Source organism: Kangiella taiwanensis (genome assembly GCF_020005165.1).
GTDB lineage: Bacteria > Pseudomonadota > Gammaproteobacteria > Enterobacterales > Kangiellaceae > Kangiella > Kangiella taiwanensis.
On sequence record NZ_JAHCLT010000002.1, the window covers coordinates 254,946 to 275,551 of the forward strand.

Here is a 20,606-nt window from a genome sequence, read left to right on the forward strand (position 1 = left end):
TTGTGCCTATTGTATTAAAAGTGTGGGGTAAATACTTAGATAGGCTTAGCAAATATTACTATTCAGCATCAAAGTTAATGAAGCTCTGTCGGCTTGAGGCTGGCGTCACTTTCTTCTTCACCTTCACTAGAGCCTACTTCTGCCTCTTGAGCGTTGCTATCTTCTTCTGCTCCGTCAGATTCATCGTCAATATGCTCTTGAGGCGCATCATCCTCATCAGAGCCCGCACCCTCAGAAACCTCTACACTCGACTGTTCATCGCTATAGTGCTCCTCACCAGTTTCTTCTTCAGCTTCTTGCTCCGCATGGTTAGTATCATCAGCGTCGACTTCTTGTTCACTTTCTGAGCTATTAGCCGCTTCTTCATCACCATCAAATTTGAGCTCTGGATTTAAGTTATCCAGATCTTTAATTTCAGCTAAAGAAGGCAACTCGTCCAAGCTCTTTAATCCAAAATAGTCTAAAAAGTATTTGGTTGTTGCGTATAACGCAGGCTTGCCAGGCACATCTCGATGCCCCACCACACGAATCCATTCACGCTCTAATAAGGTTTTGATAATAGACGAACTTACGCCAACACCACGAACCTGTTCAATATCACTACGGGTTGTCGGCTGACGATAGGCTATGAGTGATAAAGTTTCTAGCAATGCTCTAGAATAGCGTGAAGGACGCTCTTCCCATAACCGAGCAATCCACTCTGCGTAGTCCTGACGCGCCTGATAGCGATAGCCTGTGGCAACCTCTACCAGCTCAACACCGCGGCCTTCTGTCTCTTGAATTAGGGCATCTAACGCTTTAGTAATATCAGATGTTTTGACCTTTTCTTCTTCGGCGAACAACTCCACCATGCGCTCTTTCGATAACGAACTTCCTGCAGCCAGTAGCGCAGCTTCAATAATGCACTTAATTTTTTCTATATTCATACTCATGCTTGATCGCTTGTCGTTTCTACTTCTGCCAATGCTTCTTCAATGTCATCCTCTCCCTCCATGCTGCCGCTAGTTTTAGCACGCACATGAATCGGACCATAGCCTTCACTTTGAATAATCTCGAGCAGAGATTCTTTTGCTAGTTCCATAATCGCTAAAAACGTTACCACAACACCAGCACGCCCTTCTTCTGGGTCAAACAGTTTAGCGAAGTCAGTAAACGATTGTGCTGAAATTCGCTCCAACACTTTACCCATGCGTTCACGAACTGACAATGCCTCAAATTTAACTTGGTGGCTTGAAAACATTTCCGCACGCTTTAAGACATCGCGAAGAGCAATTAATAACTCTTTCATGTCGACTTCAGGCTCTGGCTTTATGATGTTCATATCCGGCTTTTTGGCACTAACCTGATACACATCACGCCCCATACGCGGTAACTCATCCATATCTTCCGCAGCCTTCTTAAACTGCTCATACTCTTGCAGCCGGCGGATTAAATCCGCACGAGGATCATCCTCATCCTCATCTTCCGCAGGTGGTCGAGGTAGCAACACGCGACTTTTAATTTCTGCCAGCATCGCCGCCATCACCAAATATTCTGCGGCTAACTCCAACTGAAAAGCTTTCATTAACTCCACATATTCCATGTATTGCTCGGTAATGTGGGCAATGGGAATGTCACGGATATCTACATTTTGGCGTTTAATTAAATAAAGCAGTAAATCCAGAGGCCCCTCAAAAGCTTCCAAGAAAACTTCTAATGCATCTGGAGGAATATATAAATCCTGGGGAAATTCTTCGACCTTTTCACCATCAACTAAGGCAAACGGCATTTCTTCCTGAACATGGTCAGACCCAGGATGCTCCTGTTGGGTCTGCTGCTCGTTGTCTACTTCACCTGTTTGCTCAGTCATCTATTGGTCTCAGTGATCGTTGTATATCTTATTTATAAGATAAGCCCATGGCCTGACGAACATCATCCATCGTTTCACGCGCTACGTCACGCGCTCTGTCACAACCTTCAGAAACAATGTTTCGCACGATTTCAGGGCTTTCTTCGTATTCTTTTGCACGCTCTAGGAACTGCTGCTGCTCTGCGCAAACCCCATCTATAACGGGCTGTTTACACTCGACACAACCGATTCCGGCTGACGTACAACCTTTTTGAACCCACTCTTTAACTTCATCGGACGAGTAGATTTTATGAAATTCCCACACAGGGCACTTCTCTGGGTTGCCAGGATCATCGCGACGGACACGCGCGGGATCCGTTGGCATGGTGCGGATTTTCTTCTCTACTGACTCACGCGGCTCACGCATCGAAATCGCATTGCCATACGATTTGGACATCTTTTGCCCATCAAGTCCTGGCATTTTGGATACCGGTGTCAGTAGCGCTTTAGGCTCAGGCAGAATAACTTTACCTGCACCATCCAAATAACCGTACAAACGCTCACGGTCATTCAGTGAAATATTGGCTTGGCTTTCGACCAAGGCTTGCGCTGTTTCCAGCGAAGACTGATCGCCCTCTTCTTGGAACTTTTTGCGTAAGCTTTTGTATAACTTAGCGTTTTTCTTGCCCATCTTCTTGATGGCTTCCGCTACCTTTTCCTCAAAGCCAGGCTCTTTACCATAAAAATGGTTAAATCGACGAGCTGCTTCCCGTGTCATTTCTACGTGCGGCACCTGATCCGCGCCCACCGGAACATTGCCCGCGCGGTAAACCAGAATATCAGCAGCCTGTAACAAAGGATAGCCTAAAAATCCGTAGGTCGATAAGTCTTTGTTTTGCAGCTTTTCTTGTTGCTCTTTATAGGTCGGAACCCGCTCTAACCAGCCTAATGGCGTGGTCATCGACATCAATAGGTGAAGTTCAGCATGCTCAGGCACCTTTGACTGCACAAAAATAGTCGATGAGCTTGGATTAATACCCGCCGCTAACCAGTCGATCACCGTATCCCATACGTACCCTTCGATTTGCGAGGTATCGTCGTAGTTAGTGGTCAAGGCATGCCAATCAGCCACCATGAAGAAGCACTCATACTCATGCTGCATTTGTGCCCAATTCTTTAAAACCCCATGGTAATGCCCTAAGTGTAATGGTCCCGTAGGACGCATGCCGGATAGAACGCGCTTTTGGCCAACAGATATCGAACTCAATGGAAATCCTTGAAGTAGCTTTTTATATAAATTTATTCAGACCGTCCATTATAACGAGAACATTCCAAAACGCTATATTTCTGTATTTTGTGACGCTGAAATTAAGGCAAACGTCGACTGGCTATCATCTATTGTTCATAAAACAAACAATTCTTGACAAACACAGCTACGTGTATATACACTTAATTTATGAGCAATGCCAAAGACCAATCTTATCCTGAGTTCTACGAGACTAAGGATTGCTACTGTTTAGAAGCACGCCGCAAAGCTCGTGCGATCACCCGGCTGTATGAGGAAAAACTTCGGCCGCATGGCTTAAGAGCAACTCAGTTTTCAGTGTTAGCAACGCTAAAGCTCAAAGGCCCTACTCCCGTCACCGAGTTGGCGGAGTTTTTGGTATTAGAACGTACGACCATGACGCGAGGCGCTGCCGTGATGGAGAAAAAAGGTTGGATTACGCCTGCGACCACTGAAGATGCTCGCGTCAGAGCTTGGCAATTAACCAAACAAGGTCGTCAAAAGCTCAAGGAGGCCTACCCTGCTTGGAAAGCCGTGCAAACCTCACTTAATGAGGCCCCCACAGACAATAAGGAGTCAGCATGAAGCTGTATTACGAGGAAACCGCTAACTGCTATAAAACCTGCGCTGTAGCAAAGCATTTACACATTCCTATTGAGTTTGTCCGAGTCGACCTTGGTCAAGGCGAACACAAAACTGCTGAGTTTTTATCAAAGAACCCTAACGGAAAAGTCCCGCTTCTAGAGACTTCTCAAGGAAATATCTGGGAATCCATAGCAATTATGTGCCACTTCGCTCGTGAAGCTAAATCAGACTTATGGCCGACGGATCATCGCCAAGTCGATGTGATGCGCTGGCTCAGTTGGGATATGGATCATTTCCTTCCAGCGATTGGCGTTTATTATTTTGAGCACATTATTAAGCCTAAGTATGGCTTTGGAGAACCGAGCCTTGAAGCCATTGAGCAAAACGAAAAAGAGTTTAAACACTACGCTGAAATTCTTAATCAGCACCTCAGAGGCAAAGACTATTTAGTAGGTAACACTTTAACGCTGGCTGACTTTTCAGTCGGCGCTATGCTGCCTTACGCAGAAGAAGCGAAGATTCCCCTTGAAGAATTTACTGAAATTAAGCGCTGGCATGACAACATGATGCAATTGCCTGCATGGCAAAACCCCTTTCCCCAACATGAGAAATAAGGAGATCGACTATGTCATTTTATATTGATGGATATGTATTACCGGTACCTAAAGATAAATTGGACGAATACATTGAAATGGCGCAACGCGCTGGCAAGGTTTGGAAAGAGTACGGTGCCCTGAAGGTCGTCGAAGCTAAAGCTGACGATGTACCCGATGGGAAAGTCACCTCGTTTGGTCAAAGCGTGAAACTTGAAGAAGGTGAAACGGTTATCTTCTCTTATATTCTTTATGAATCACGTCAAGCACGCGATGAAATCAACGAAAAGGTCATGAAGGATCCGCGGCTCGCCGACATGATGGATCCGAAAAACTTGCCGTTTGATGGTATGCGCATGTTTTGGGGTGGTTTTACCCCTATCGTAGAGCTCTGATCGTCAAACTAAATGATAAAGGAGTATATTTAATGAGTGATCAAAAAGTTGAATTAAAAGCACCTATAGCACACTTGGTCTGTGACCCATGCGAAGAAGCCATCGCTTTTTATCAAAAGGCGTTTGGTGCTGAAGAGTTACAGCGAGTCCCAGGCCCCAATGGTGAAAAGATCATGCATGCCTGCTTAAAGATCGACGATGGTTATATTTTCCTTGTAGATGACTTTCCTGAGTTTAACCCAGAGGGAAAGTCAATGTCGCCAAAATCCCTTGGCGGCAGTCCAGTCACCATCCATCGTTACGTCGAAAGCTGTGATGAAGCATTCAAGCAAGCAATAGACGCTGGCGCAACTTCAAAAATGGAACCACAAGATACCTTCTGGGGCGATCGTTATGCAGCTTTTGTTGACCCTTTTGGTCACAACTGGTCAATTGCTCATCGCGTTAAAGATGTTAGCGACGAAGATCTTAAGAAGGCTATGAACGAAGAATTTAGCGGTGAGAAGTGTTAAGAGAAACTGTTATACCGCGGCTTGACCGCGGTATTTATCAGTTGAGATGTTACTCAAAGGCAGAGCTATCGCCAGCGCCTTCACGAACGACCTCTGGATACCCAGAGGTCAAATCAATCACGGTCGTTGGCTCGTGTCCACAGTAGCCACCATCAATGACCACATCCACACGCCCGTTAAGCAGCTCATGAATTTCATACGGCTCTAGGATCTGCCCTTCTTCCTGCTGAGGCAATATCAAACTAGAACTCATCAATGGCTCGCCCAAATCGTCCAGTAACGCCTGAGTAATCGGTGTTTCTGGAACACGAATTCCTATCGTTTTCTTCTTTGGATGCTTTAGCCTATTGGGTACTTCACCAGTAGCCCTCAAGATAAACGTGTAAGGCCCAGGCGTGTTATTTTTGATTAAGCGAAATGCTGCATTATCCACCCGCGCGTAAGTCGCTAATTCAGATAAATCACGACAGACCAATGTAAAGTTGTGCGACTTGTCTAAATTACGAATACGACGAATTCGATCCAAGGCATTCTTATCACCAATATGGCAGCCTAATGCATAGCCTGAATCTGTCGGGTAAGCTACCAAAGCCCCTTGGCGAATTTTAGCCACCACCTGGCTAATTAATCTTGGCTGAGGTGTTTCGTTATGAATTTCAATAAGTTGCGTCATATTATTAGTCAATTATTATTAGCAATTGCTCCACGAATGAGATTCCCAAACCGGTGTCGCTTTTTCTGGAATAGGGGCAAACTTCCCTAGCAATGCCCATGGCTTATCAGGCGAATGGAAATCTGAACCCTGCGAAGCATACAGTTCAAACTGACGACACCAGTCCACTAACAAATTTTTCTGTCCTGGGTGAATATTAGGGTAACACGTTTCTAAAGCTTGCCCACCCACTGATTTAAACTCTTCAATTAACCGTTTGAGTTTATTCGAGCCCATACCGTATCGGGTAGGATGTGCTAGCACCGGGATCCCACCAGCCTTTCGAATCATAGCGATAGCATCTTCTAAATCAAACCATTCATCTTTAACGTAAGCTTTGCCACCTTTTGCCAAATACTTCTTAAAGGCATCGCCAAAGTTTTTCACCACGCCTCGCTCCAAAAGGTATTGCGCTAAATGCGTTCGACAGACCATCGGCTGACTATCAATAAAGTACTCAATATCCGGCTGCGCCCCTTTGACACCAGCCGCTTCAAGTTTTTTGCCCATATCCAAAGCTCGCTCTCGTCGTTTCTCTTGGATACTACCCAAGAAACGCTGCAAACTTGGGCTAGTATGATCAACCTGAAGTCCAACAATGTGTACTGTATCTTGCCCTTTACTACCCCAAGAAGCGGAGATTTCGACACCTGGAATAACAGTTACCGAATACTCCTTAGCAACCTCTAACGCCTCTGCAATAGAACCCACAGAGTCATGATCCGTGATAGCCAGCTGATCCACACCTCGCTCTTGCGCGAGCAGTATAAGCTCTTCGGGCGACAAGCTGCCGTCTGAAGCTGTGGTATGGCTGTGCAAATCACGTAACATAGTACTCACTCATCAAAGTCATCAAAATATTGCTACCGCTAGTTTGCCTACCTTTTGCGATAAGGTAAACTTAGCATGCATTTTAACAGGTATTTATATGACGTTTTTTAAAGAAAACTATCCGATTGTCGGTTTTATTGCCGCATATCTCATCACCAAGAACCTCATTTTAGCGGCGGCTATCTGGAGTGGATTAACCTTAGTGCAGATGATCGTACACTACTTTACTCAGAAGGAAGTTAAAAAAAGCCACATAGCTCTTTTCTTTGTGGGCTTAGCACTGGTTGCCCTCGCCTACTATTTCGATGATGATGACTTTATCAAATGGAAAACCAGTATCGCTGTATGGGCTGGTGCCTTATTTATCTTGATTAGGCAACTAGCCTCAGGAAAATATGTTATTCAAGATCTCACAAAATCGAGCGGCTTGATTAAGGATACGGCACCAAAAAACCTGTTGGCAAAAGTTAACTGGATGTGGGTTATCGTGTTAGCAATGTATGGCGGTTTAAACCTATACATTGCTTTCAACTTTAGCACCGACTTCTGGTTCTACTTTAAATTGATTAGCATGTTTGTGTTACTGTTTGGCCTACTGATTATCAGTATCGTCATGCTCAAAGAACATTTGCATTTAGAAGAAGAATCATCTAACTAATACTGAAATGAGACTACCATAATGCTTTACATGATTTATTCCGTAGACGTTGAAAACTCCCTGCCATTGCGTGCTAAAGCGCGACCAGTACATATTGAACGTTTAGAAGCACTGAAGAACGAAGGTCGATTGATCATGGCAGGACCTTTACCAGCCATTGATGCCAATGATCCAGGTGAAGCAGGCTTTACTGGCAGTTTAATTGTAGCCGAGTTCGAATCACTCGAAGCAGCCAAAAACTGGGCTGATGCCGATCCTTACATCGAAGCAGGCGTTTACGACAGTGTTACCGTGAAGCCTTACAAGAAAGTATTACCCTAAGCCCGACAAGACTAGATTGGACAAGAAATGACACAACAAGCACCAGACAACACAGCCCGCATCGAAAAGATGCAGCAACTGATTGCAGACGCTCTACAGCCTGAGCAACTTGAGATTATTGACGATAGCCACAAACACATCGGTCACGCAGGCGCCAAAGGCGGTCTAGGCCACTTTACCGTTATCATCAAAAGTGACGCTTTAGAAGGCAAGCGCATGATTCAGCAACACCGCATGATCTACGACGCCCTAGGCGACATGATGCAAACGGATATTCATGCGTTGGCGATTAAGGTAATAAAGTAGGTTTAATTGAAACAACAAACTCTACAGATTGTACTTTTAGGACTTTTTATAACAGCTCTATCAGTTGTAGCCTATTATTTTGCAAAGCCGCCCCGCTATGTAGAAAAACACCAACCGAATATCAGAGCTGTCTTTATAGCAAAGCATATGAGTACAAATTTTTATCAAAAACACGAAGCTTCATTTAATGGACAAGAGGAAAATTTTGATAAAGTCTTACCATTATTTAAATACAAAGGCTCACTCATTAAACGAATTGAACACTCAAATAGTTGCGGGATACAGGAGTCTCGTTTTTTTAGTAAGAAGCATCTTGAAGGGTTAGAACAAAATATTTATAGCGTTTATTCTGTTTCCGGTGAATGGTGCGAGCCTTACTATCAGTCCCAAATAGCACTGATTGAAGCTTTGAAGGATAAAGATGGCTGGATATTACATAGGTACTACCCGTTAGCCAGAGACTCGATGGGCGAGCTTTTTATTGCCGAGCTCATTGTAGGTGAAGTGGCGGGGGTTAATTTGGAAGAATTGAAGAATTACCTGTTAGAGCCTTATTACTTTGCTGAAGAGAGCTATATTGGAAAGTATAGACTCAATGAAAGTCTGCAAAAGGGAGATACTATAAAGGTTAATGAAAAGGTCTTTCTGAAAAAGTCTGTATATATAAAAGACATAGAATCAGTGCTCAGTACTCAACAAAAGAATTGAGATTACCGCTTAGGCAGATACCTCAACGGATCAACGGGCTTACCTTTGAAGCGAATTTCGAAGTGAAGTTTTGGGATATCTGAGTCGGTATTACCTATTTCAGCAATTTTTTGTCCAGCTTTGATGATCTCGTTTTCTTTCACGAGCAAGCGCTTGTTATGTGCATAAGCACTGATGAAGTCGTTATTGTGCTTTACAATAATTAAGTTGCCGTAACCTCGTAAGCCACGCCCCGAGTAAACCACAAGCCCTGGCGCAGCGGCTCGAACCGGCTCACCCATGTTACCCGCGATATCAATGCCCCGAGAGCCTTTGCCACCAGAAAAACGGGCAATCACTTTCCCCATATTGGGCCACATCCAATACTTCACTGGGCGGCTGGTAAAGGTTTGAGTGGTTGCAGGTTTCGCTTTTGGTTTCTGCTTTACGGTTTCAGTTTTTTTCGGCTGGGATTTAGGCTGAGACTTGGGTTGAGTGCGCGGCTGACGCTTTGGCTCTGTTTTTGTTGCTGGTGTTTTAGTCGCGTCAGGCTTAGTTACAGGGCGCTCAACCGTCTTAATCGCTTCACGGCTCACTTCCTGCACACCTCGTCGGCTCGCAGCTACACTGTTTGAAGTATCGTCGGCCTGTGCGATTTGTGACGTATCGATATTACGCTGACTTTCAAACTGTCTAGCTTTTTCTAAATCCAGCTTCTGGCCAGGGTAAATGGTAAAGGTTGCATCAATATTGTTAGCTTCAGCTAGGGTTTTATAGTCAAAGCCATAGCGAAAAGCAATGGAATACAAAGTGTCGGCTGGCTGTACCACGTAGAACTGCTGACTGTTATCCACTTCTGTAGGTGGGTAGAAGCTATGGAGTTGCGCGCCATTACCTGTGGCCTGCCGCTCCTCTACTGGCGCTAACCTCGGGTTACCACACCCTTGCAAAAAGTATAGTGCTAAGACAATCGCCACGATCCACAAAGAACGAATCGCTGAACGCTTCAGTATGTCTTTTGTTTCTTTTTGCATTAACAAGCTATCCCTATTGCAGTAAGCTGTAATTCAACCTTTTGAAAAGTAAGACTATTTAGCCATTAATTGGCGATGTTGTAAATAATGTAGGCTAAAACACCCAAAATAAGCACGCCCCAACCAATCCACTCTACATATTGACGCAATTTATGCTCCATTTGTTCCCCACCCCACTTCACTAATCCGCCGATGAGAAAAAACTGAGCACTTCTCGCCACAATAGATGCAATTAAAAACGGGATGAACGCCATACCCAGAGCGCCCGCTGTTAACGTGAAAATTTTATAAGGAACAGGCGAAAAGCCCGCCACTAATACCACCCAAACGCCGTATTCCGCAAACCAGTCCAGCGCACGGTTATAGGTTTCTTGATAACCTAGTTCAACAATCCAAGGCAATACCCAGGATTCAAAAGCAAAGGCTCCGATTAAGTAAGCTGCGACGCCACCCAGCACCGAAGTTACCGTCGCCACGAAAGCCAGCCATAGCGCACGGCTTGGCTTTGCTAACGCCATTGGCGCCAGCATTACAGCTGTGGGGATAGGGAAAAAGATGGACTCAATAAAACTAACAAAACCTAGAATATATACCGCATATTGGTGACGAGCCCAACGCAAGCAAGCATCGTACATTTTCGTGAAGATTTTCATCGAGCAACACCGCTAACTAAAGGCACAAACTTTACTTTCTCAATAAAGGTTTCCTCTATCTTAGTTCCTTTACGCTGAACCAGAACTAAATCCTGAGACGCTTCTGTCGTACCCACAGGAATCATCATGCGACCACCATCGGCCAGCTGACTCACTAACTTCTCAGGAATACTCGGCGGGGCTGCGGTAACGATAATGCCATCAAACGGCGCATATTGATGCCAGCCATTGAATCCGTCCGCGAATAAATACTGAATATTATGCTGCCCAATCCCAGTTAAAGTTTTGCGCGCCTGCATGTGTAACGCTCGAATGCGCTCTACAGTGAATACCGTCTTAGCAACTTTAGACAGAATTGACGTTTGGTAGCCACAACCGGTGCCGATTTCGAGCACTTTATTCATGCTACCCGTTTCCATCAACATTTCGGTCATGCGAGCCACGATATAGGGTTGCGAAATGGTCTGCCCCATTCCGATTGGCAGCGCTGTGTCTTCATAAGCTCGATGAGACAAGCCTTCATCAATAAACAGGTGTCTAGGCGTTAACTCTATGATTTTTAAGAGCTCTTCATTCTTAATGCCTTCGGCACGCAAGCGTTCAACAAGGCGCGTGCGCGTGCGCGCAGAGGTCATGCCAATTCCCGAAATGTGTGTTGCATTCATATATTTATTATCTGTATTAGTTATCGATAGTTTTTAAAAAGTCCTCAAGCTCGTCAAAACTATTGTATGCCGTTAAATCGACATTGATCGGTGTTACAGAAACATAACCGTTTAAAACCGCATGAAAATCAGTGCCTTCCCCCACATCCTGGCCTTCTGGCAGCGGTCCCAACCAATAAATAGGACGACCTTTTGGATCTTTATCGGGAATTATAGTATCAGCACGGTGGCGATTTCCCAAGCGCGTTAATTTAATTCCTTTCAATTCATCGTATGGCACATCTGGAACATTAATATTCAACACACGATTCTGTTCCATCGGATGTGTTTGCAAGCCTTTGATAATATCCACAGCAACCTTAGCAGCCGTAACATAGTGCTCGCAATTATGGCCAACCAAAGAAACAGCCACCGCTGGGTAGCCTAAAGCCCGCCCTTCCATCGCTGCAGCGACGGTGCCAGAGTATAAAGTGTCATCACCTAAGTTAGCACCGGTGTTAATCCCTGCCACCACCATATCGGGTGGTTCAGGCATCAGATGGTGTGTGCCAAGGTGAACACAGTCTGTCGGCGTTCCGGTAACCGAGTAGAAGCCTCGCTCGGTTTCATTAACACGAATCGGTTTGTCTAAGGTCAATGAATTGCTGGCGCCACTACGGTTACGGTCAGGAGCCACCGTTGTGACTTCAGCTATTTTCGATAAGTGGTCAAACAGTGTGCTAATTCCTGGTGCAAAATGTCCATCATCATTGCTTAAAAGTATTTTCATATCTTATTTAATCGTTAAGAGGATTTACTCACCGGCCATGGTATAAGCCGGCTTATTTTCATTCAACGTTACCAGCTCACGCAAAAAGCTGGTTGCGAAGGCACCTTTTGGCAAATCAAAAGACAGCGTAAGGTCAGTATCATTATGCCAGTCTGCTATGACATTTTGAGGAAAACACAGCATAGTTCGACGCTCTTCATTGAATCGCTTATTGCTGAGTTTCTCAATAAGCACTTGGTAATCAGCCAAGCTGTCCATTTCAAAGGTTAACGCCTCATTCTTGGTCTGCGAACGTGAGCCAGCCAGTGGTGCGGTCAAAAGGACATCGTTTTCTTTAAAACGCTGTTGCTCCGCTGTTAGATCATCTACCACAAAGCCTTTCTCAGAACCGCTAAGCATAACGAAGTCACCTTCGAGTAATGTTTGCGCTAGGCCTTTGTTGATTCGCTCAGAAACCACATGGTTATACAAAAAAGACCTCACCGCTGAAAACAGCAAACCTTGCAGATTACGGTTTTTGAGTCTCTTATTCTTGAGCAAGAGATCGATACCACGGCTTAAGTTAGCGCCGTCGTTGCCAAAGCGTTGCTCACCAAAATAGTTAGGGAAACCGCACTGTGACACTAGCCCAAGTCGCTGCTGAAAGTCTTCTTTGGCACAGCTAAGGTCACGTAGTTTAATCTGGAAGTGATTCGACTTAACAGCGCCGATCCGTAATTTCTTATCATGGCGAGTGACGCTGAGTACCTTCACTTCGTCATCGTTAAACTCGTTCCAATCAATCTCTTGCAATAAGGGCAACTGCACACTGTACCATTGTCTGGCCACAGCAAAGCGATCTTTTTTACCAGCATACCCGACATCGGTGGGCTTGACCTCAGCAAAGCGCATCAGTTTTTTGACGACAATGTCAGTATTGATGTTCTGCTTTTCGATATAAAGATAATGATGAGCACCTTCGCCAGAAAGCTCAAAGCGTAAGGTTTCTTCGACGACAAAATCTTGAGGTTTTGACTTGAAGGTTGCACTACCCAGAGGATCGCCATGAAGTCGCTCCCACTCATAGCATTGAGTTTGCGATAAGTCGCTCATGAAGCGCTCTGTAGCAGGCAGACCGCATGAACCGCGATACCTTCTTTGCGGCCGACAAAACCTAGCTTTTCTGTGGTTGTGGCTTTGACATTCACTTGATGGAAATCTGCATCACAGGCAGCGCATAAAACACCTCGCATCCCTTCGATCTTATCCGCCATTTTTGGTGCTTGTGCAACGATGGTCACGTCAAGATTTCCCAACTGATAACCTTCTTTAGAGACTAAAGCCATAACGGATTTCAGTAACTCTTTGCTGTCAGCACCTGCAAATTCGTCGCTGGTATCAGGAAAGTGATGCCCGATATCGCCTTTGGCGATTGCGCCAAGCAAAGCATCGCACACCGCATGAAGCACAACATCGCCATCCGAGTGGGCAAGCAGGCCTTGCTCACCCTCAAACAACACACCGCCTAAAATTAACGGTTTGTCACCACCAAATTTATGGACATCATAGCCATGACCAATTCTGAACATATATCGATCCGTAAAACATCATTTTTAAGATCTTACCGCCATTGACTGTTTATGCCAAACCAATTGCTCTGCCTCCGCTATTTTTTCTCCCATGGCGGACAGTTTCTTTCGGCCAACTTCATGCACGGCTTGTACCGACTGCACTTTAAGAAAGCTCAAAACACTCAACCCACTGGAGCGATTTGCCGTACCCATGGTGGGTAATGTGTGGTTAGGTCCAGAGCAGTAATCGCCATAGGCCACAGCACTGTTTTCGCCAACAAACAAAGATCCGAAATTGGTCAATAGCGATTGATCAACTCGACGATCAGCCAACAAAAGGTGCTCAGGCGCATATTGATTACTAAAAGCGATCATGTGCTCAATGTTGTCAGCCTTAAGCAAAATGATCTGCTCCTTATCCAGCAATTGCTTCAACTCTGAATCGTTAGCCAGAGAAGCCTCAACACTATTCAGTAGTTCAGAACTATCCGAAACCAACAAACTTTGTGCTTGTGGGTCATGCTCGGCCTGTGCCGCCATATCGGCAATAACCCACTCCTGATTGACCGTTTCATCCGCTAAAATCAGTAATTCACTAGGTCCAGCCGCCACGTCAATCTGAATGGTTTGACTTAATAGCTGTTTGGCTGCGTTGACATACTGATTACCCGGCCCCACGACCATTTGTACCGGCTTCATTGAGTCGTAACCATAGGCCATGGCTCCTATCGCTTGCGCACCACCCAGCTTCAAGAAGCCCGTCGCTCCCGCGAGACTTGCTGCCGCTAAAATAGCGGGGTGATCCGAAGGAGAACACGCAATACGTTCCTGACAGCCTGCTAACCTAGCAGGGATGAGGGTCATAAGCGCCGTTGAAATCAACGGAAAACGCCCGCCAGGAATATAGGCTCCAATTCGTTCAATCGCTTGGTAACGAAAACCAAACTCACCGCAGTCATCAACGTAAGTACTATCAATCAGTTTATCGCGTTGAAATTGAGCAAACCCCTCAATACGGCTGGCCGCATCCTTTATTGCTTGCAACAGTTCAGGCTCAAGTTCATAGTCCTCAGGTGACTTTAACTCAATCCAGGTTGGCGCAAAGCCATCAAACTGCTGGCTCATCTCATCTACAGCAGCGTCACCCTCTTGCTCTATTCGACCCAGTAACTCGCGCACCGTAACGTCAACATTGCTTTGACTGTTGCTTTGTTCGCGTTGCCATTTTTTGCAATCGATAATAGAGGTCACACTATCCTGCATTTCGAGCTCCCAGTTCACTAATAATTTCCGCTGGCGCTACACCCTTTGCTTTCGCATTCACTAAGGCAAAGAATATTAAGTCCGCCGCTTCCCAGCGTACTTCATCATTATCTTGCGCTTCGATCAATTCTTGACACTCTTCATTAAGCTTTTCGATTTGCAAAGCTTCGCTACTGAACAGCTTTTGTGAAAATGACTGAGGTTCGCCTGCGTCTAGTTCTTGCAGTCGCTTATCAAATACTTGGTTTAAGCGATTCAAATCAAATTGCGGCGACTGTGATGCGAAACAGCTATAACGCTCAAAGTGACAAGCGTTGCCTTGCTGTTTCACTTTAAACAGTAAAGTATCTCCGTCACAATCATAATCGATATTAACAAGAGCTTGAGTGTTACCGCTGGTTAACCCTTTTTGCCACAACTCTTGGCGAGAGCGGCTATAATAGACACCAGCCTTTTTGTTGATGGCTTCTTGCAAAGACTCTTTTGTCGAGTAGGCCAGCATTAATACTTGGTTCGTACCAACATCTTGCACCACCGTTGGCATCAGTTCAGCTTTATCAAAGTCCAAACAGCTAAACAATGCATCATCCAGCTTTAGCTTTCCGGTATACACCGACATGCCTATCTGACTGTTAGCTCCGAGGCTATTAATGGTTTTGACGTCGTCTAAAGTTGTAATTCCGCCAGCAACCGTCACCGGTATTTTTGAGGTTTTAACAACACTCCTAACGCGCTCTTCATCAATACCTTGTAGCAATCCTTCTTTCTGTACCTGAGTGTATAAAAACTCAGAGCAGTTGCCTTGTATCTCTTCGATGAGCTCCAATACCTTAACCGTGTCAGTAGACTGCCAGCCATGAGTCACCCAGTCATCACCCTTCGCATCAATCGCAAAAATCAGTTGCGAGCTGGGTAATTTCTTAACAAACTCAGAGCGACATGAAGTGCCCAAAATCACTTTCTTCGCGCCTGCTGACAAATATTCACGAGCCGTGTCATAATCTCGAATACCACCACCGACACGGCATGGGTATTTTTTAATTAACTGCTTAATTAAGTCTTTGTTGCTACCACGACCTAAAGCAGCATCAAGATCGATAATCGCTACTTCGCCATACAAAGAGAAGCGCTCCAGTAAACCAAAAACATCTTCTTCTTCAATAATTTTTCTATCAGGGTTGCCCTGCTCTAACTGAACGGCTTTACCGTCGAGTAAATCAATACTTGGAATTAACATTAAAAACTCCTAGTTACGCTATCGCGTTAAAATCTGTTGTTGTTTAAGGGCTTTCTTCACATCTTGCACGCTATACTCTCCTCGGTGGAACATGCCGGCCGCTAAAGCTGCATCACTCCCCGCCATAAAAGTATCGACAAAATGCTGCTCGTTGGAGGCACCACCGGACGCAATGACTTGAATGTTGCGTTCTTTCGCCACACGCGACATCAACTCATTATCAAAGCCGATACCAGTTCCATCACGGTGCATCGCGGTCAGAAGAATTTCACCTGCGCCACGTTTCTCAACTTCTCTAAACCAATCAAAAGCATTAACCTCGGTTCGAACATGACCACCGCTGACGTAAACCGCGTAATCATCGGTTTCATCCTTATTCACATCGATAGCCACAACCACACACTGTGAACCGAAACCTTCAGCGATCTCATTAATTAGAGTAGGCGTTTTGACCGCTGCCGAGTTCAATGCCACCTTGTCAGCACCGGCATTCAAAAACTGCTCAACATCAGCATAACTATTAAGGCCGCCGCCCACCGTGAATGGAATCGATAAGTTTTGCGCTACTCGACGAACCGTATCCAGCGCATTAGCACGATTTTCCAAAGTGGCCTTAATATCGAGGAATACAATTTCATCAGCTCCCTGCTCTTGATATCTCAACGCCAACTCCACTGGATCGCCCATGTCGGTCAATCCTTTAAAGTTAACGCCTTTGACCACGCGACCATTAGCCACATCAAGACAAACGATCACTCTTGGGATTAGACCATTATTAACTTGCTCTAGCTGCTCAGACATTGCTTAATGACCTCCTCGCCGGTATCACCTGACTTTTCAGGGTGAAACTGAAATGCCCAAATGTTGCCTTGATTAATAGCAGCCACAAACTGCTCGCCATAAGTCACCGTGGCCGCCGTTACCTTAGACTCTTTAATGCCGTAACTATTGACGAAATAAACAATCTTCTCATTCAGGTCGCTCATACCCGAGCTAAGCTTTGACCAGCCTACCATCGGTTGCTTCGGGCTATTTAAGCGCTCAACCTTGCCTTGGAAAATACCTAACCCAGGAATACCGGGATCTTCTTCAGACTGGTTAAAGAGCACCTGAAGTCCAACACAAATCCCCAGCAGTGGCTTATCCTGCTTAACCCAATCGATAATTTCTGCATCCAGACCTGTGGCACTCAATTGCTTCATGACCTGCCCAAAACGCCCTTGTCCCGGAATAACCAATGCATCGACCTGATTAACCTCAAGATCACTCGGTTGATTGATTTGTACAGTGGTATAGCCAATACGCTTTAAACAGGCGTACAAGCTAAACAAGTTCCCTGCTTTGGTATTTATAACGCCAACCACTTTAGGTTCGACAGAGCCATTTAACCCAGCACTCATAACATCCCCTTGGTACTGTTATCACGCTCGCTCACCTGTAACGCTTCTCTTAAAGCAAATGCCAAGCCTTTAAAGCTGGCTTCTACTAAGTGGTGATTATTGTCAAAGTACTCCGTTTTAATGTGCAGAGTGATGGCGCTATTTATCGCAAAGGTATAAAAGAAGTGATTCCACATTTCAGTACCGATACCGCCTAAACTTTCCCTTGTAAAAGGCAAATCAGTGATCGAGTAAGCACGTCCACAGACATCCACAGCCACGATTAGCAAGCTTGCGTCCATGGGTAATAAGCGCTGACCATAGCGAACAATCTTTCCTTGCTGACGCCATGCTTGATTGAAAGCCTGCCCTAAACAAATAGCCACATCTTCAATCAAGTGGTGATCATCAACCTCCAAATCACCTGTCGACTTTAGCGTTAAATCCCAGCCGGCGTGCGTTGCCAATTGATTGAGCATGTGGTCAAAGAACGGGAGCCCTGTATCTATCGAGACATTCTGTTGTCCATTAATATTGAGCCCCAGCTCAATAGTGGTCTCTTTCGTTTCACGATTTAAGGTGATGGTATTACTCATAACAACTCCTCTAATTCATTAACCGACTCCAGCGCAAGATCAGCCCCAAAGTCGTACAAACTCTCACTACCGATACCAATAGCCAATGCTCCGGCACCATTCGCAGCAGCCATATCGTCAGGCGTATCGCCCATCATCCAGCAGTTCTCTTTACCGAAATAGCGCAATGCTTTTTGAACACCTTCTGGATTAGGTTTGGACTCAGTCACATCATCGTCACTAATAATCAGGCAGTTCTTAGCACCAACCAACTCAGCACCTTCAATCGCCTCGTCTTTCGGGCGTCCAGTAACAATGGCTGTTTTCAGTGTTTTAGTACCTGTAATAAATAAACGCGTCGCAAAGTCTCTACTCATAAAAGCCTTTTCTATGGCTTTAAAACCTTCCTGTGAAGCGCTACCTTGGTAAAAGCCCTGAAAGACATCAACCACTTTGTCAAAGTCAACGTTTTCAGAACCAGCTAACTGTTCATTGGTTAAGGCCTGAGCTAACACCCAGTCGTTGTTATAGCCACCCTGACCTCGCAAGCGCTCAATGTCATGTTGAGTCACAGACTCACCACTTAACTCTTTCACCGTTGCCTTAATCGCCTCGTCATAACTTTGGCTGGTATCAATCAATACACCGTCCATATCGAAGCACAATAACTCTGGCTTAAGCGCCAAACACAGAGCATTGAGCAATGGTCTAATGTAAAAAGGAATGGTGATTCGAATCGCATTGATATCTACGCGCTTTGCACTTAAACCTGATAGCGTGGTTTTGATGATAATATTGCGTTTCTGACATGCCGCTTTAATTAAGCGCAGCTTAGCGTCGCTTCCTTGTACAAAAACAAAGTTGGCACTACTGTCTACGACCTTTAAGCCAGATTCAGTGAGTAACGATGTAATTTGCTCACGATTTTGGGCAATAGTTTGCGCATAATTGCTGACTTCCAATCGAGCACTTTCGCTAAACGCTTTTTTCGCAACCTCAATTGTCGGAGAAGGCAAGTTAAAAGGCATGGCTAATGATGTGAACTGCGAAATCATAGCTTGCTGTCCCAGTAAATAACCACAGCGTATTCCTGCCAAACCGAAGGCCTTTGATAAGGTTCGTAAAATCACTAGGTTGTCAAAGCGCTGAATCAGCTCAAGCGTAACGTCTGTCATGTTGCAGGCAAACTCGATATAAGCCTCATCAAGAAACACAACCGCGTCTTTAGACTTAGCTAACTCACAGGCTTTAACCAGCTCATCATAAGGAATCAACTCACCAGTGGGATTATTAGGGCTGGTTAAAATTAATATTGATTTGTCGCTTAAACAATCGAGCGCCGAAGTTAAATCAATGCGCATATCGTCCAAAGGCTCAATTAATTCAATATCGCTTTTCCAAGTGTCTTTTCCAACAAGGTATTGACTAAAAGCAGGCAGTGGCAAAATCAATTTACGTTGCTGCAAGCAGGCTAACTTAAATAACAACTCAATCGATTCATCGCCACCATTAGTCAAGAGTAACTGCTTTTCAGACACACCGTAGAATTGACTGGCTTGGGTTTGCAACCCCTGTTTATCAGGGTACTTCCACAAACACTCTGTAGACAGTGTTTCTTCGCTTAGCCAAAGAGGTCGACAATCTGAACGCTCGTTGAAGTCTAGCTTGAGAGGCCGCCTTACGCTTCCACCCGCAGCCTGGTTGTTCAGGGAGTTTTGGTATAAAGGCTTCATAGCGCTTTCCGAATCGGTGTTTCAAGAATATCCGTAGCACCAGCGCTAATTAACTTTGGCAATAAGTCTTTAATTAACTTGCGCTCAATCGCTGCTTTAATTGCAAATCCATCGGCGTTATACAGCTCACTCACCGTCGGCGCTCTCATGGCAGGTAATAAGTTCACTACACTATCAATGGTCTCTTTACCACAGTTCATTTCAAGCAAAACACGCTTACGCCCATTCATCACGCCACGCATCAGCAACAATAAGTTATCAATCTGCTCTTTTTTCGCTGGGTCTTGTAACGTTTCTTTGTTGGCAATAAATTGAGTCGAACTTTCAATAACCGTATCGACAATCTTTAAACGGTTTGCTCGAATGGTAGAGCCTGTGCTGGTGTTGTCGATAATCATATCAGCATCTTCCGGCGGAAAAACTTCTGTGGCGCCGTATGCACGCAACAACTTAAATGGCACGCCCAACTTAGACAGGTAGTCGTTCGCGATTTTTTTGTATTCTGAAGCCACAATAATATTTCTTTGCTTCACTTCTTCCCAATTCCACTCCTCAGGAATACACGAGACCAGTTTCACAGGGTTAAAACCTAGGTCCTCGAGTACCTCGACATCGGCTTCCTGCTCAATAATCCAGTCCATACCGGCAAAGCCAATGTCATGCTGCCCTAACGCTACCATTTCTGGAATGTTCTGGCTTTTCAGTAACTTAACCTCAATATCACAACCGTACAGCGTTGGTCGATAATTACGGCTATCACCAACTAACGTTAAACCCACTTCTGACAAAAGCTCTGCAACCTTATCGTAAAGCTTGCCTTTTGGAATTACCATTTTCAAAGTCATTGTGTATCTCCTGAATATCAATATATAAAAATGTAAAAGTCTAAAAACGAAAAAACCCGCTGTCCTTTCGGAGCAACGGGTTTGGAATTCTTTGCTGAGAGTTATTTCGTCAAATACAACTCATCCCACCGTCGCTCGCGCAGTGTATGATGGTGATGATGATGTAATTGACTGATTAAATTCATGTTTT

General features: G+C 45.0%; 26 protein-coding genes. 8 read left to right on the plus strand and 18 right to left on the minus strand.

Annotated elements, in window-relative coordinates; genetic code table 11:
- Window positions 1–74: 74 nt before the first annotated feature.
- From scpB to KFK88_RS06685, 3 genes are read right to left on the minus strand one after another with little or no spacing between them, the layout of a single operon-like run.
- Window positions 75–932 carry an SMC-Scp complex subunit ScpB gene (gene scpB, locus KFK88_RS06675; RefSeq protein ID WP_223578004.1) on the minus strand — a complete coding sequence of 286 codons (858 nt, stop codon included), beginning with the start codon at window positions 930–932 and terminating at the stop codon, window positions 75–77.
- On the minus strand, window positions 929–1,849 hold the full coding sequence (locus KFK88_RS06680) for a segregation and condensation protein A (RefSeq protein ID WP_317851547.1): 921 nt from the start codon (window positions 1,847–1,849) through the stop codon (window positions 929–931). Before KFK88_RS06680 ends, scpB begins: the two co-directional genes overlap by 4 nt.
- A gap of 28 nt (window positions 1,850–1,877) precedes the next feature.
- On the minus strand, window positions 1,878–3,095 hold the full coding sequence (locus tag KFK88_RS06685; protein WP_223578005.1) for a tryptophan--tRNA ligase: 1,218 nt from the start codon (window positions 3,093–3,095) through the stop codon (window positions 1,878–1,880).
- Window positions 3,096–3,284: 189 nt separating this feature from the next.
- Here KFK88_RS06685 and KFK88_RS06690 point away from each other — a divergent pair, with 189 nt between their 5' ends.
- The 4 genes from KFK88_RS06690 to KFK88_RS06705 are packed head-to-tail and all read left to right on the plus strand — an operon-like array spanning window position 3,285 to window position 5,198.
- A complete protein-coding gene (locus tag KFK88_RS06690) occupies window positions 3,285–3,698 on the plus strand; it encodes a MarR family winged helix-turn-helix transcriptional regulator (RefSeq protein ID WP_223578006.1) in 414 nt (137 codons plus the stop codon).
- The gene (locus KFK88_RS06695; RefSeq protein WP_223578007.1) at window positions 3,695–4,312 is read left to right on the plus strand and encodes a glutathione S-transferase family protein; all 618 of its coding nucleotides are present in this window, start codon (window positions 3,695–3,697) and stop codon (window positions 4,310–4,312) included. The genes KFK88_RS06690 and KFK88_RS06695 overlap by 4 nt, the downstream gene beginning before the upstream one ends.
- Before the next feature lie 11 nt (window positions 4,313–4,323).
- A complete protein-coding gene (locus KFK88_RS06700; RefSeq protein WP_223578008.1) occupies window positions 4,324–4,686 on the plus strand; it encodes a DUF1428 domain-containing protein in 363 nt (120 codons plus the stop codon).
- A gap of 32 nt (window positions 4,687–4,718) precedes the next feature.
- Window positions 4,719–5,198 (plus strand): VOC family protein, encoded by a 480-nt coding sequence (locus KFK88_RS06705; RefSeq protein WP_223578009.1) that lies wholly within the window; start codon window positions 4,719–4,721, stop codon window positions 5,196–5,198.
- A 49-nt stretch (window positions 5,199–5,247) separates the two neighbouring features.
- On the opposite strand, the gene KFK88_RS06710 is transcribed toward KFK88_RS06705, so the two are convergent.
- Window positions 5,248–5,871, minus strand: coding sequence for an L-threonylcarbamoyladenylate synthase (locus KFK88_RS06710; protein ID WP_223578010.1), 624 nt, complete (start codon window positions 5,869–5,871; stop codon window positions 5,248–5,250).
- An 18-nt stretch (window positions 5,872–5,889) separates the two neighbouring features.
- Window positions 5,890–6,741 (minus strand): PHP domain-containing protein, encoded by an 852-nt coding sequence (locus KFK88_RS06715; protein WP_223578011.1) that lies wholly within the window; start codon window positions 6,739–6,741, stop codon window positions 5,890–5,892.
- A 97-nt stretch (window positions 6,742–6,838) separates the two neighbouring features.
- Here KFK88_RS06715 and KFK88_RS06720 point away from each other — a divergent pair, with 97 nt between their 5' ends.
- Genes KFK88_RS06720 through KFK88_RS06735 form a run of 4 tightly spaced genes read left to right on the plus strand, consistent with a single transcriptional unit; the run spans window position 6,839 to window position 8,734 of the window.
- On the plus strand, window positions 6,839–7,399 hold the full coding sequence (locus tag KFK88_RS06720) for an inner membrane-spanning protein YciB (protein ID WP_223578012.1): 561 nt from the start codon (window positions 6,839–6,841) through the stop codon (window positions 7,397–7,399).
- Between the two features lie 21 nt (window positions 7,400–7,420).
- Window positions 7,421–7,720 (plus strand): YciI family protein, encoded by a 300-nt coding sequence (locus KFK88_RS06725; RefSeq protein WP_223578014.1) that lies wholly within the window; start codon window positions 7,421–7,423, stop codon window positions 7,718–7,720.
- A gap of 27 nt (window positions 7,721–7,747) precedes the next feature.
- Window positions 7,748–8,026 carry a BolA family protein gene (locus tag KFK88_RS06730; protein ID WP_223578016.1) on the plus strand — a complete coding sequence of 93 codons (279 nt, stop codon included), beginning with the start codon at window positions 7,748–7,750 and terminating at the stop codon, window positions 8,024–8,026.
- A 6-nt stretch (window positions 8,027–8,032) separates the two neighbouring features.
- A complete protein-coding gene (locus KFK88_RS06735; RefSeq protein ID WP_223578018.1) occupies window positions 8,033–8,734 on the plus strand; it encodes a hypothetical protein in 702 nt (233 codons plus the stop codon).
- 2 nt (window positions 8,735–8,736) lie between these two features.
- Here KFK88_RS06735 and KFK88_RS06740 read toward each other — a convergent pair whose 3' ends face one another.
- From KFK88_RS06740 to hisG, 13 genes are all read right to left on the minus strand, one after another.
- Window positions 8,737–9,747: a peptidoglycan DD-metalloendopeptidase family protein gene (locus KFK88_RS06740; RefSeq protein ID WP_223578020.1), complete on the minus strand. Its 1,011-nt coding sequence runs from the start codon at window positions 9,745–9,747 to the stop codon at window positions 8,737–8,739.
- A 65-nt stretch (window positions 9,748–9,812) separates the two neighbouring features.
- Complete coding sequence (locus tag KFK88_RS06745) at window positions 9,813–10,400, minus strand: YqaA family protein (protein WP_223578022.1); 588 nt, start codon at window positions 10,398–10,400, stop codon at window positions 9,813–9,815.
- On the minus strand, window positions 10,397–11,065 hold the full coding sequence (locus KFK88_RS06750; RefSeq protein ID WP_223578024.1) for a protein-L-isoaspartate(D-aspartate) O-methyltransferase: 669 nt from the start codon (window positions 11,063–11,065) through the stop codon (window positions 10,397–10,399). Before KFK88_RS06750 ends, KFK88_RS06745 begins: the two co-directional genes overlap by 4 nt.
- 16 nt (window positions 11,066–11,081) lie before the next feature.
- Window positions 11,082–11,834, minus strand: a complete 753-nt coding sequence (gene surE, locus KFK88_RS06755) for a 5'/3'-nucleotidase SurE (RefSeq protein ID WP_223578026.1) — start codon at window positions 11,832–11,834, stop codon at window positions 11,082–11,084.
- Window positions 11,835–11,858: 24 nt separating this feature from the next.
- The gene (gene truD / locus KFK88_RS06760) at window positions 11,859–12,926 is read right to left on the minus strand and encodes a tRNA pseudouridine(13) synthase TruD (protein WP_223578028.1); all 1,068 of its coding nucleotides are present in this window, start codon (window positions 12,924–12,926) and stop codon (window positions 11,859–11,861) included.
- Window positions 12,923–13,402 (minus strand): 2-C-methyl-D-erythritol 2,4-cyclodiphosphate synthase, encoded by a 480-nt coding sequence (gene ispF, locus KFK88_RS06765; protein WP_223578030.1) that lies wholly within the window; start codon window positions 13,400–13,402, stop codon window positions 12,923–12,925. The genes truD and ispF overlap by 4 nt, the downstream gene beginning before the upstream one ends.
- A 24-nt stretch (window positions 13,403–13,426) precedes the next feature.
- Window positions 13,427–14,665: a histidinol dehydrogenase gene (hisD, locus tag KFK88_RS06770; RefSeq protein ID WP_223578032.1), complete on the minus strand. Its 1,239-nt coding sequence runs from the start codon at window positions 14,663–14,665 to the stop codon at window positions 13,427–13,429.
- Window positions 14,637–15,884, minus strand: a complete 1,248-nt coding sequence (gene hisI / locus KFK88_RS06775; RefSeq protein ID WP_223578034.1) for a phosphoribosyl-AMP cyclohydrolase — start codon at window positions 15,882–15,884, stop codon at window positions 14,637–14,639. Before hisI ends, hisD begins: the two co-directional genes overlap by 29 nt.
- 18 nt (window positions 15,885–15,902) lie before the next feature.
- Window positions 15,903–16,685: an imidazole glycerol phosphate synthase subunit HisF gene (gene hisF, locus KFK88_RS06780; protein ID WP_223578035.1), complete on the minus strand. Its 783-nt coding sequence runs from the start codon at window positions 16,683–16,685 to the stop codon at window positions 15,903–15,905.
- Window positions 16,670–17,284 carry an imidazole glycerol phosphate synthase subunit HisH gene (gene hisH / locus KFK88_RS06785; RefSeq protein ID WP_223578037.1) on the minus strand — a complete coding sequence of 205 codons (615 nt, stop codon included), beginning with the start codon at window positions 17,282–17,284 and terminating at the stop codon, window positions 16,670–16,672. The genes hisF and hisH overlap by 16 nt, the downstream gene beginning before the upstream one ends.
- Window positions 17,281–17,859, minus strand: a complete 579-nt coding sequence (gene hisB, locus KFK88_RS06790; RefSeq protein WP_223578039.1) for an imidazoleglycerol-phosphate dehydratase HisB — start codon at window positions 17,857–17,859, stop codon at window positions 17,281–17,283. The genes hisH and hisB overlap by 4 nt, the downstream gene beginning before the upstream one ends.
- Window positions 17,856–19,571, minus strand: coding sequence for an aminotransferase class I/II-fold pyridoxal phosphate-dependent enzyme (locus tag KFK88_RS06795; protein ID WP_223578041.1), 1,716 nt, complete (start codon window positions 19,569–19,571; stop codon window positions 17,856–17,858). Before KFK88_RS06795 ends, hisB begins: the two co-directional genes overlap by 4 nt.
- Window positions 19,568–20,416 carry an ATP phosphoribosyltransferase gene (gene hisG, locus KFK88_RS06800; protein ID WP_223578043.1) on the minus strand — a complete coding sequence of 283 codons (849 nt, stop codon included), beginning with the start codon at window positions 20,414–20,416 and terminating at the stop codon, window positions 19,568–19,570. The genes KFK88_RS06795 and hisG overlap by 4 nt, the downstream gene beginning before the upstream one ends.
- Between the last annotated feature and the right edge of the window lie 190 nt (window positions 20,417–20,606).

What these genes read in the sequence shown, in the direction of transcription:
- KFK88_RS06710 (WP_223578010.1), bottom strand. Translation starts at nt 5,871, where the DNA reads ATGACGCAACTTATTGAAATTCATAACGAAACACCTCAGCCAAGATTA.
- KFK88_RS06715 (WP_223578011.1), bottom strand. Translation starts at nt 6,741, where the DNA reads ATGTTACGTGATTTGCACAGCCATACCACAGCTTCAGACGGCAGCTTG.
- scpB (WP_223578004.1), bottom strand. Translation starts at nt 932, where the DNA reads ATGAGTATGAATATAGAAAAAATTAAGTGCATTATTGAAGCTGCGCTA.
- KFK88_RS06700 (WP_223578008.1), top strand. Translation starts at nt 4,324, where the DNA reads ATGTCATTTTATATTGATGGATATGTATTACCGGTACCTAAAGATAAA.
- ispF (WP_223578030.1), bottom strand. Translation starts at nt 13,402, where the DNA reads ATGTTCAGAATTGGTCATGGCTATGATGTCCATAAATTTGGTGGTGAC.
- KFK88_RS06695 (WP_223578007.1), top strand. Translation starts at nt 3,695, where the DNA reads ATGAAGCTGTATTACGAGGAAACCGCTAACTGCTATAAAACCTGCGCT.
- KFK88_RS06730 (WP_223578016.1), top strand. Translation starts at nt 7,748, where the DNA reads ATGACACAACAAGCACCAGACAACACAGCCCGCATCGAAAAGATGCAG.
- hisB (WP_223578039.1), bottom strand. Translation starts at nt 17,859, where the DNA reads ATGAGTAATACCATCACCTTAAATCGTGAAACGAAAGAGACCACTATT.
- hisG (WP_223578043.1), bottom strand. Translation starts at nt 20,416, where the DNA reads ATGACTTTGAAAATGGTAATTCCAAAAGGCAAGCTTTACGATAAGGTT.
- truD (WP_223578028.1), bottom strand. Translation starts at nt 12,926, where the DNA reads ATGAGCGACTTATCGCAAACTCAATGCTATGAGTGGGAGCGACTTCAT.
- hisH (WP_223578037.1), bottom strand. Translation starts at nt 17,284, where the DNA reads ATGAGTGCTGGGTTAAATGGCTCTGTCGAACCTAAAGTGGTTGGCGTT.
- KFK88_RS06725 (WP_223578014.1), top strand. Translation starts at nt 7,421, where the DNA reads ATGCTTTACATGATTTATTCCGTAGACGTTGAAAACTCCCTGCCATTG.
- KFK88_RS06745 (WP_223578022.1), bottom strand. Translation starts at nt 10,400, where the DNA reads ATGAAAATCTTCACGAAAATGTACGATGCTTGCTTGCGTTGGGCTCGT.
- KFK88_RS06705 (WP_223578009.1), top strand. Translation starts at nt 4,719, where the DNA reads ATGAGTGATCAAAAAGTTGAATTAAAAGCACCTATAGCACACTTGGTC.
- KFK88_RS06795 (WP_223578041.1), bottom strand. Translation starts at nt 19,571, where the DNA reads ATGAAGCCTTTATACCAAAACTCCCTGAACAACCAGGCTGCGGGTGGA.
- hisI (WP_223578034.1), bottom strand. Translation starts at nt 15,884, where the DNA reads ATGTTAATTCCAAGTATTGATTTACTCGACGGTAAAGCCGTTCAGTTA.
- KFK88_RS06690 (WP_223578006.1), top strand. Translation starts at nt 3,285, where the DNA reads ATGAGCAATGCCAAAGACCAATCTTATCCTGAGTTCTACGAGACTAAG.
- KFK88_RS06740 (WP_223578020.1), bottom strand. Translation starts at nt 9,747, where the DNA reads ATGCAAAAAGAAACAAAAGACATACTGAAGCGTTCAGCGATTCGTTCT.
- KFK88_RS06720 (WP_223578012.1), top strand. Translation starts at nt 6,839, where the DNA reads ATGACGTTTTTTAAAGAAAACTATCCGATTGTCGGTTTTATTGCCGCA.
- KFK88_RS06750 (WP_223578024.1), bottom strand. Translation starts at nt 11,065, where the DNA reads ATGAATGCAACACACATTTCGGGAATTGGCATGACCTCTGCGCGCACG.
- hisF (WP_223578035.1), bottom strand. Translation starts at nt 16,685, where the DNA reads ATGTCTGAGCAGCTAGAGCAAGTTAATAATGGTCTAATCCCAAGAGTG.
- KFK88_RS06680 (WP_317851547.1), bottom strand. Translation starts at nt 1,849, where the DNA reads ATGACTGAGCAAACAGGTGAAGTAGACAACGAGCAGCAGACCCAACAG.
- surE (WP_223578026.1), bottom strand. Translation starts at nt 11,834, where the DNA reads ATGAAAATACTTTTAAGCAATGATGATGGACATTTTGCACCAGGAATT.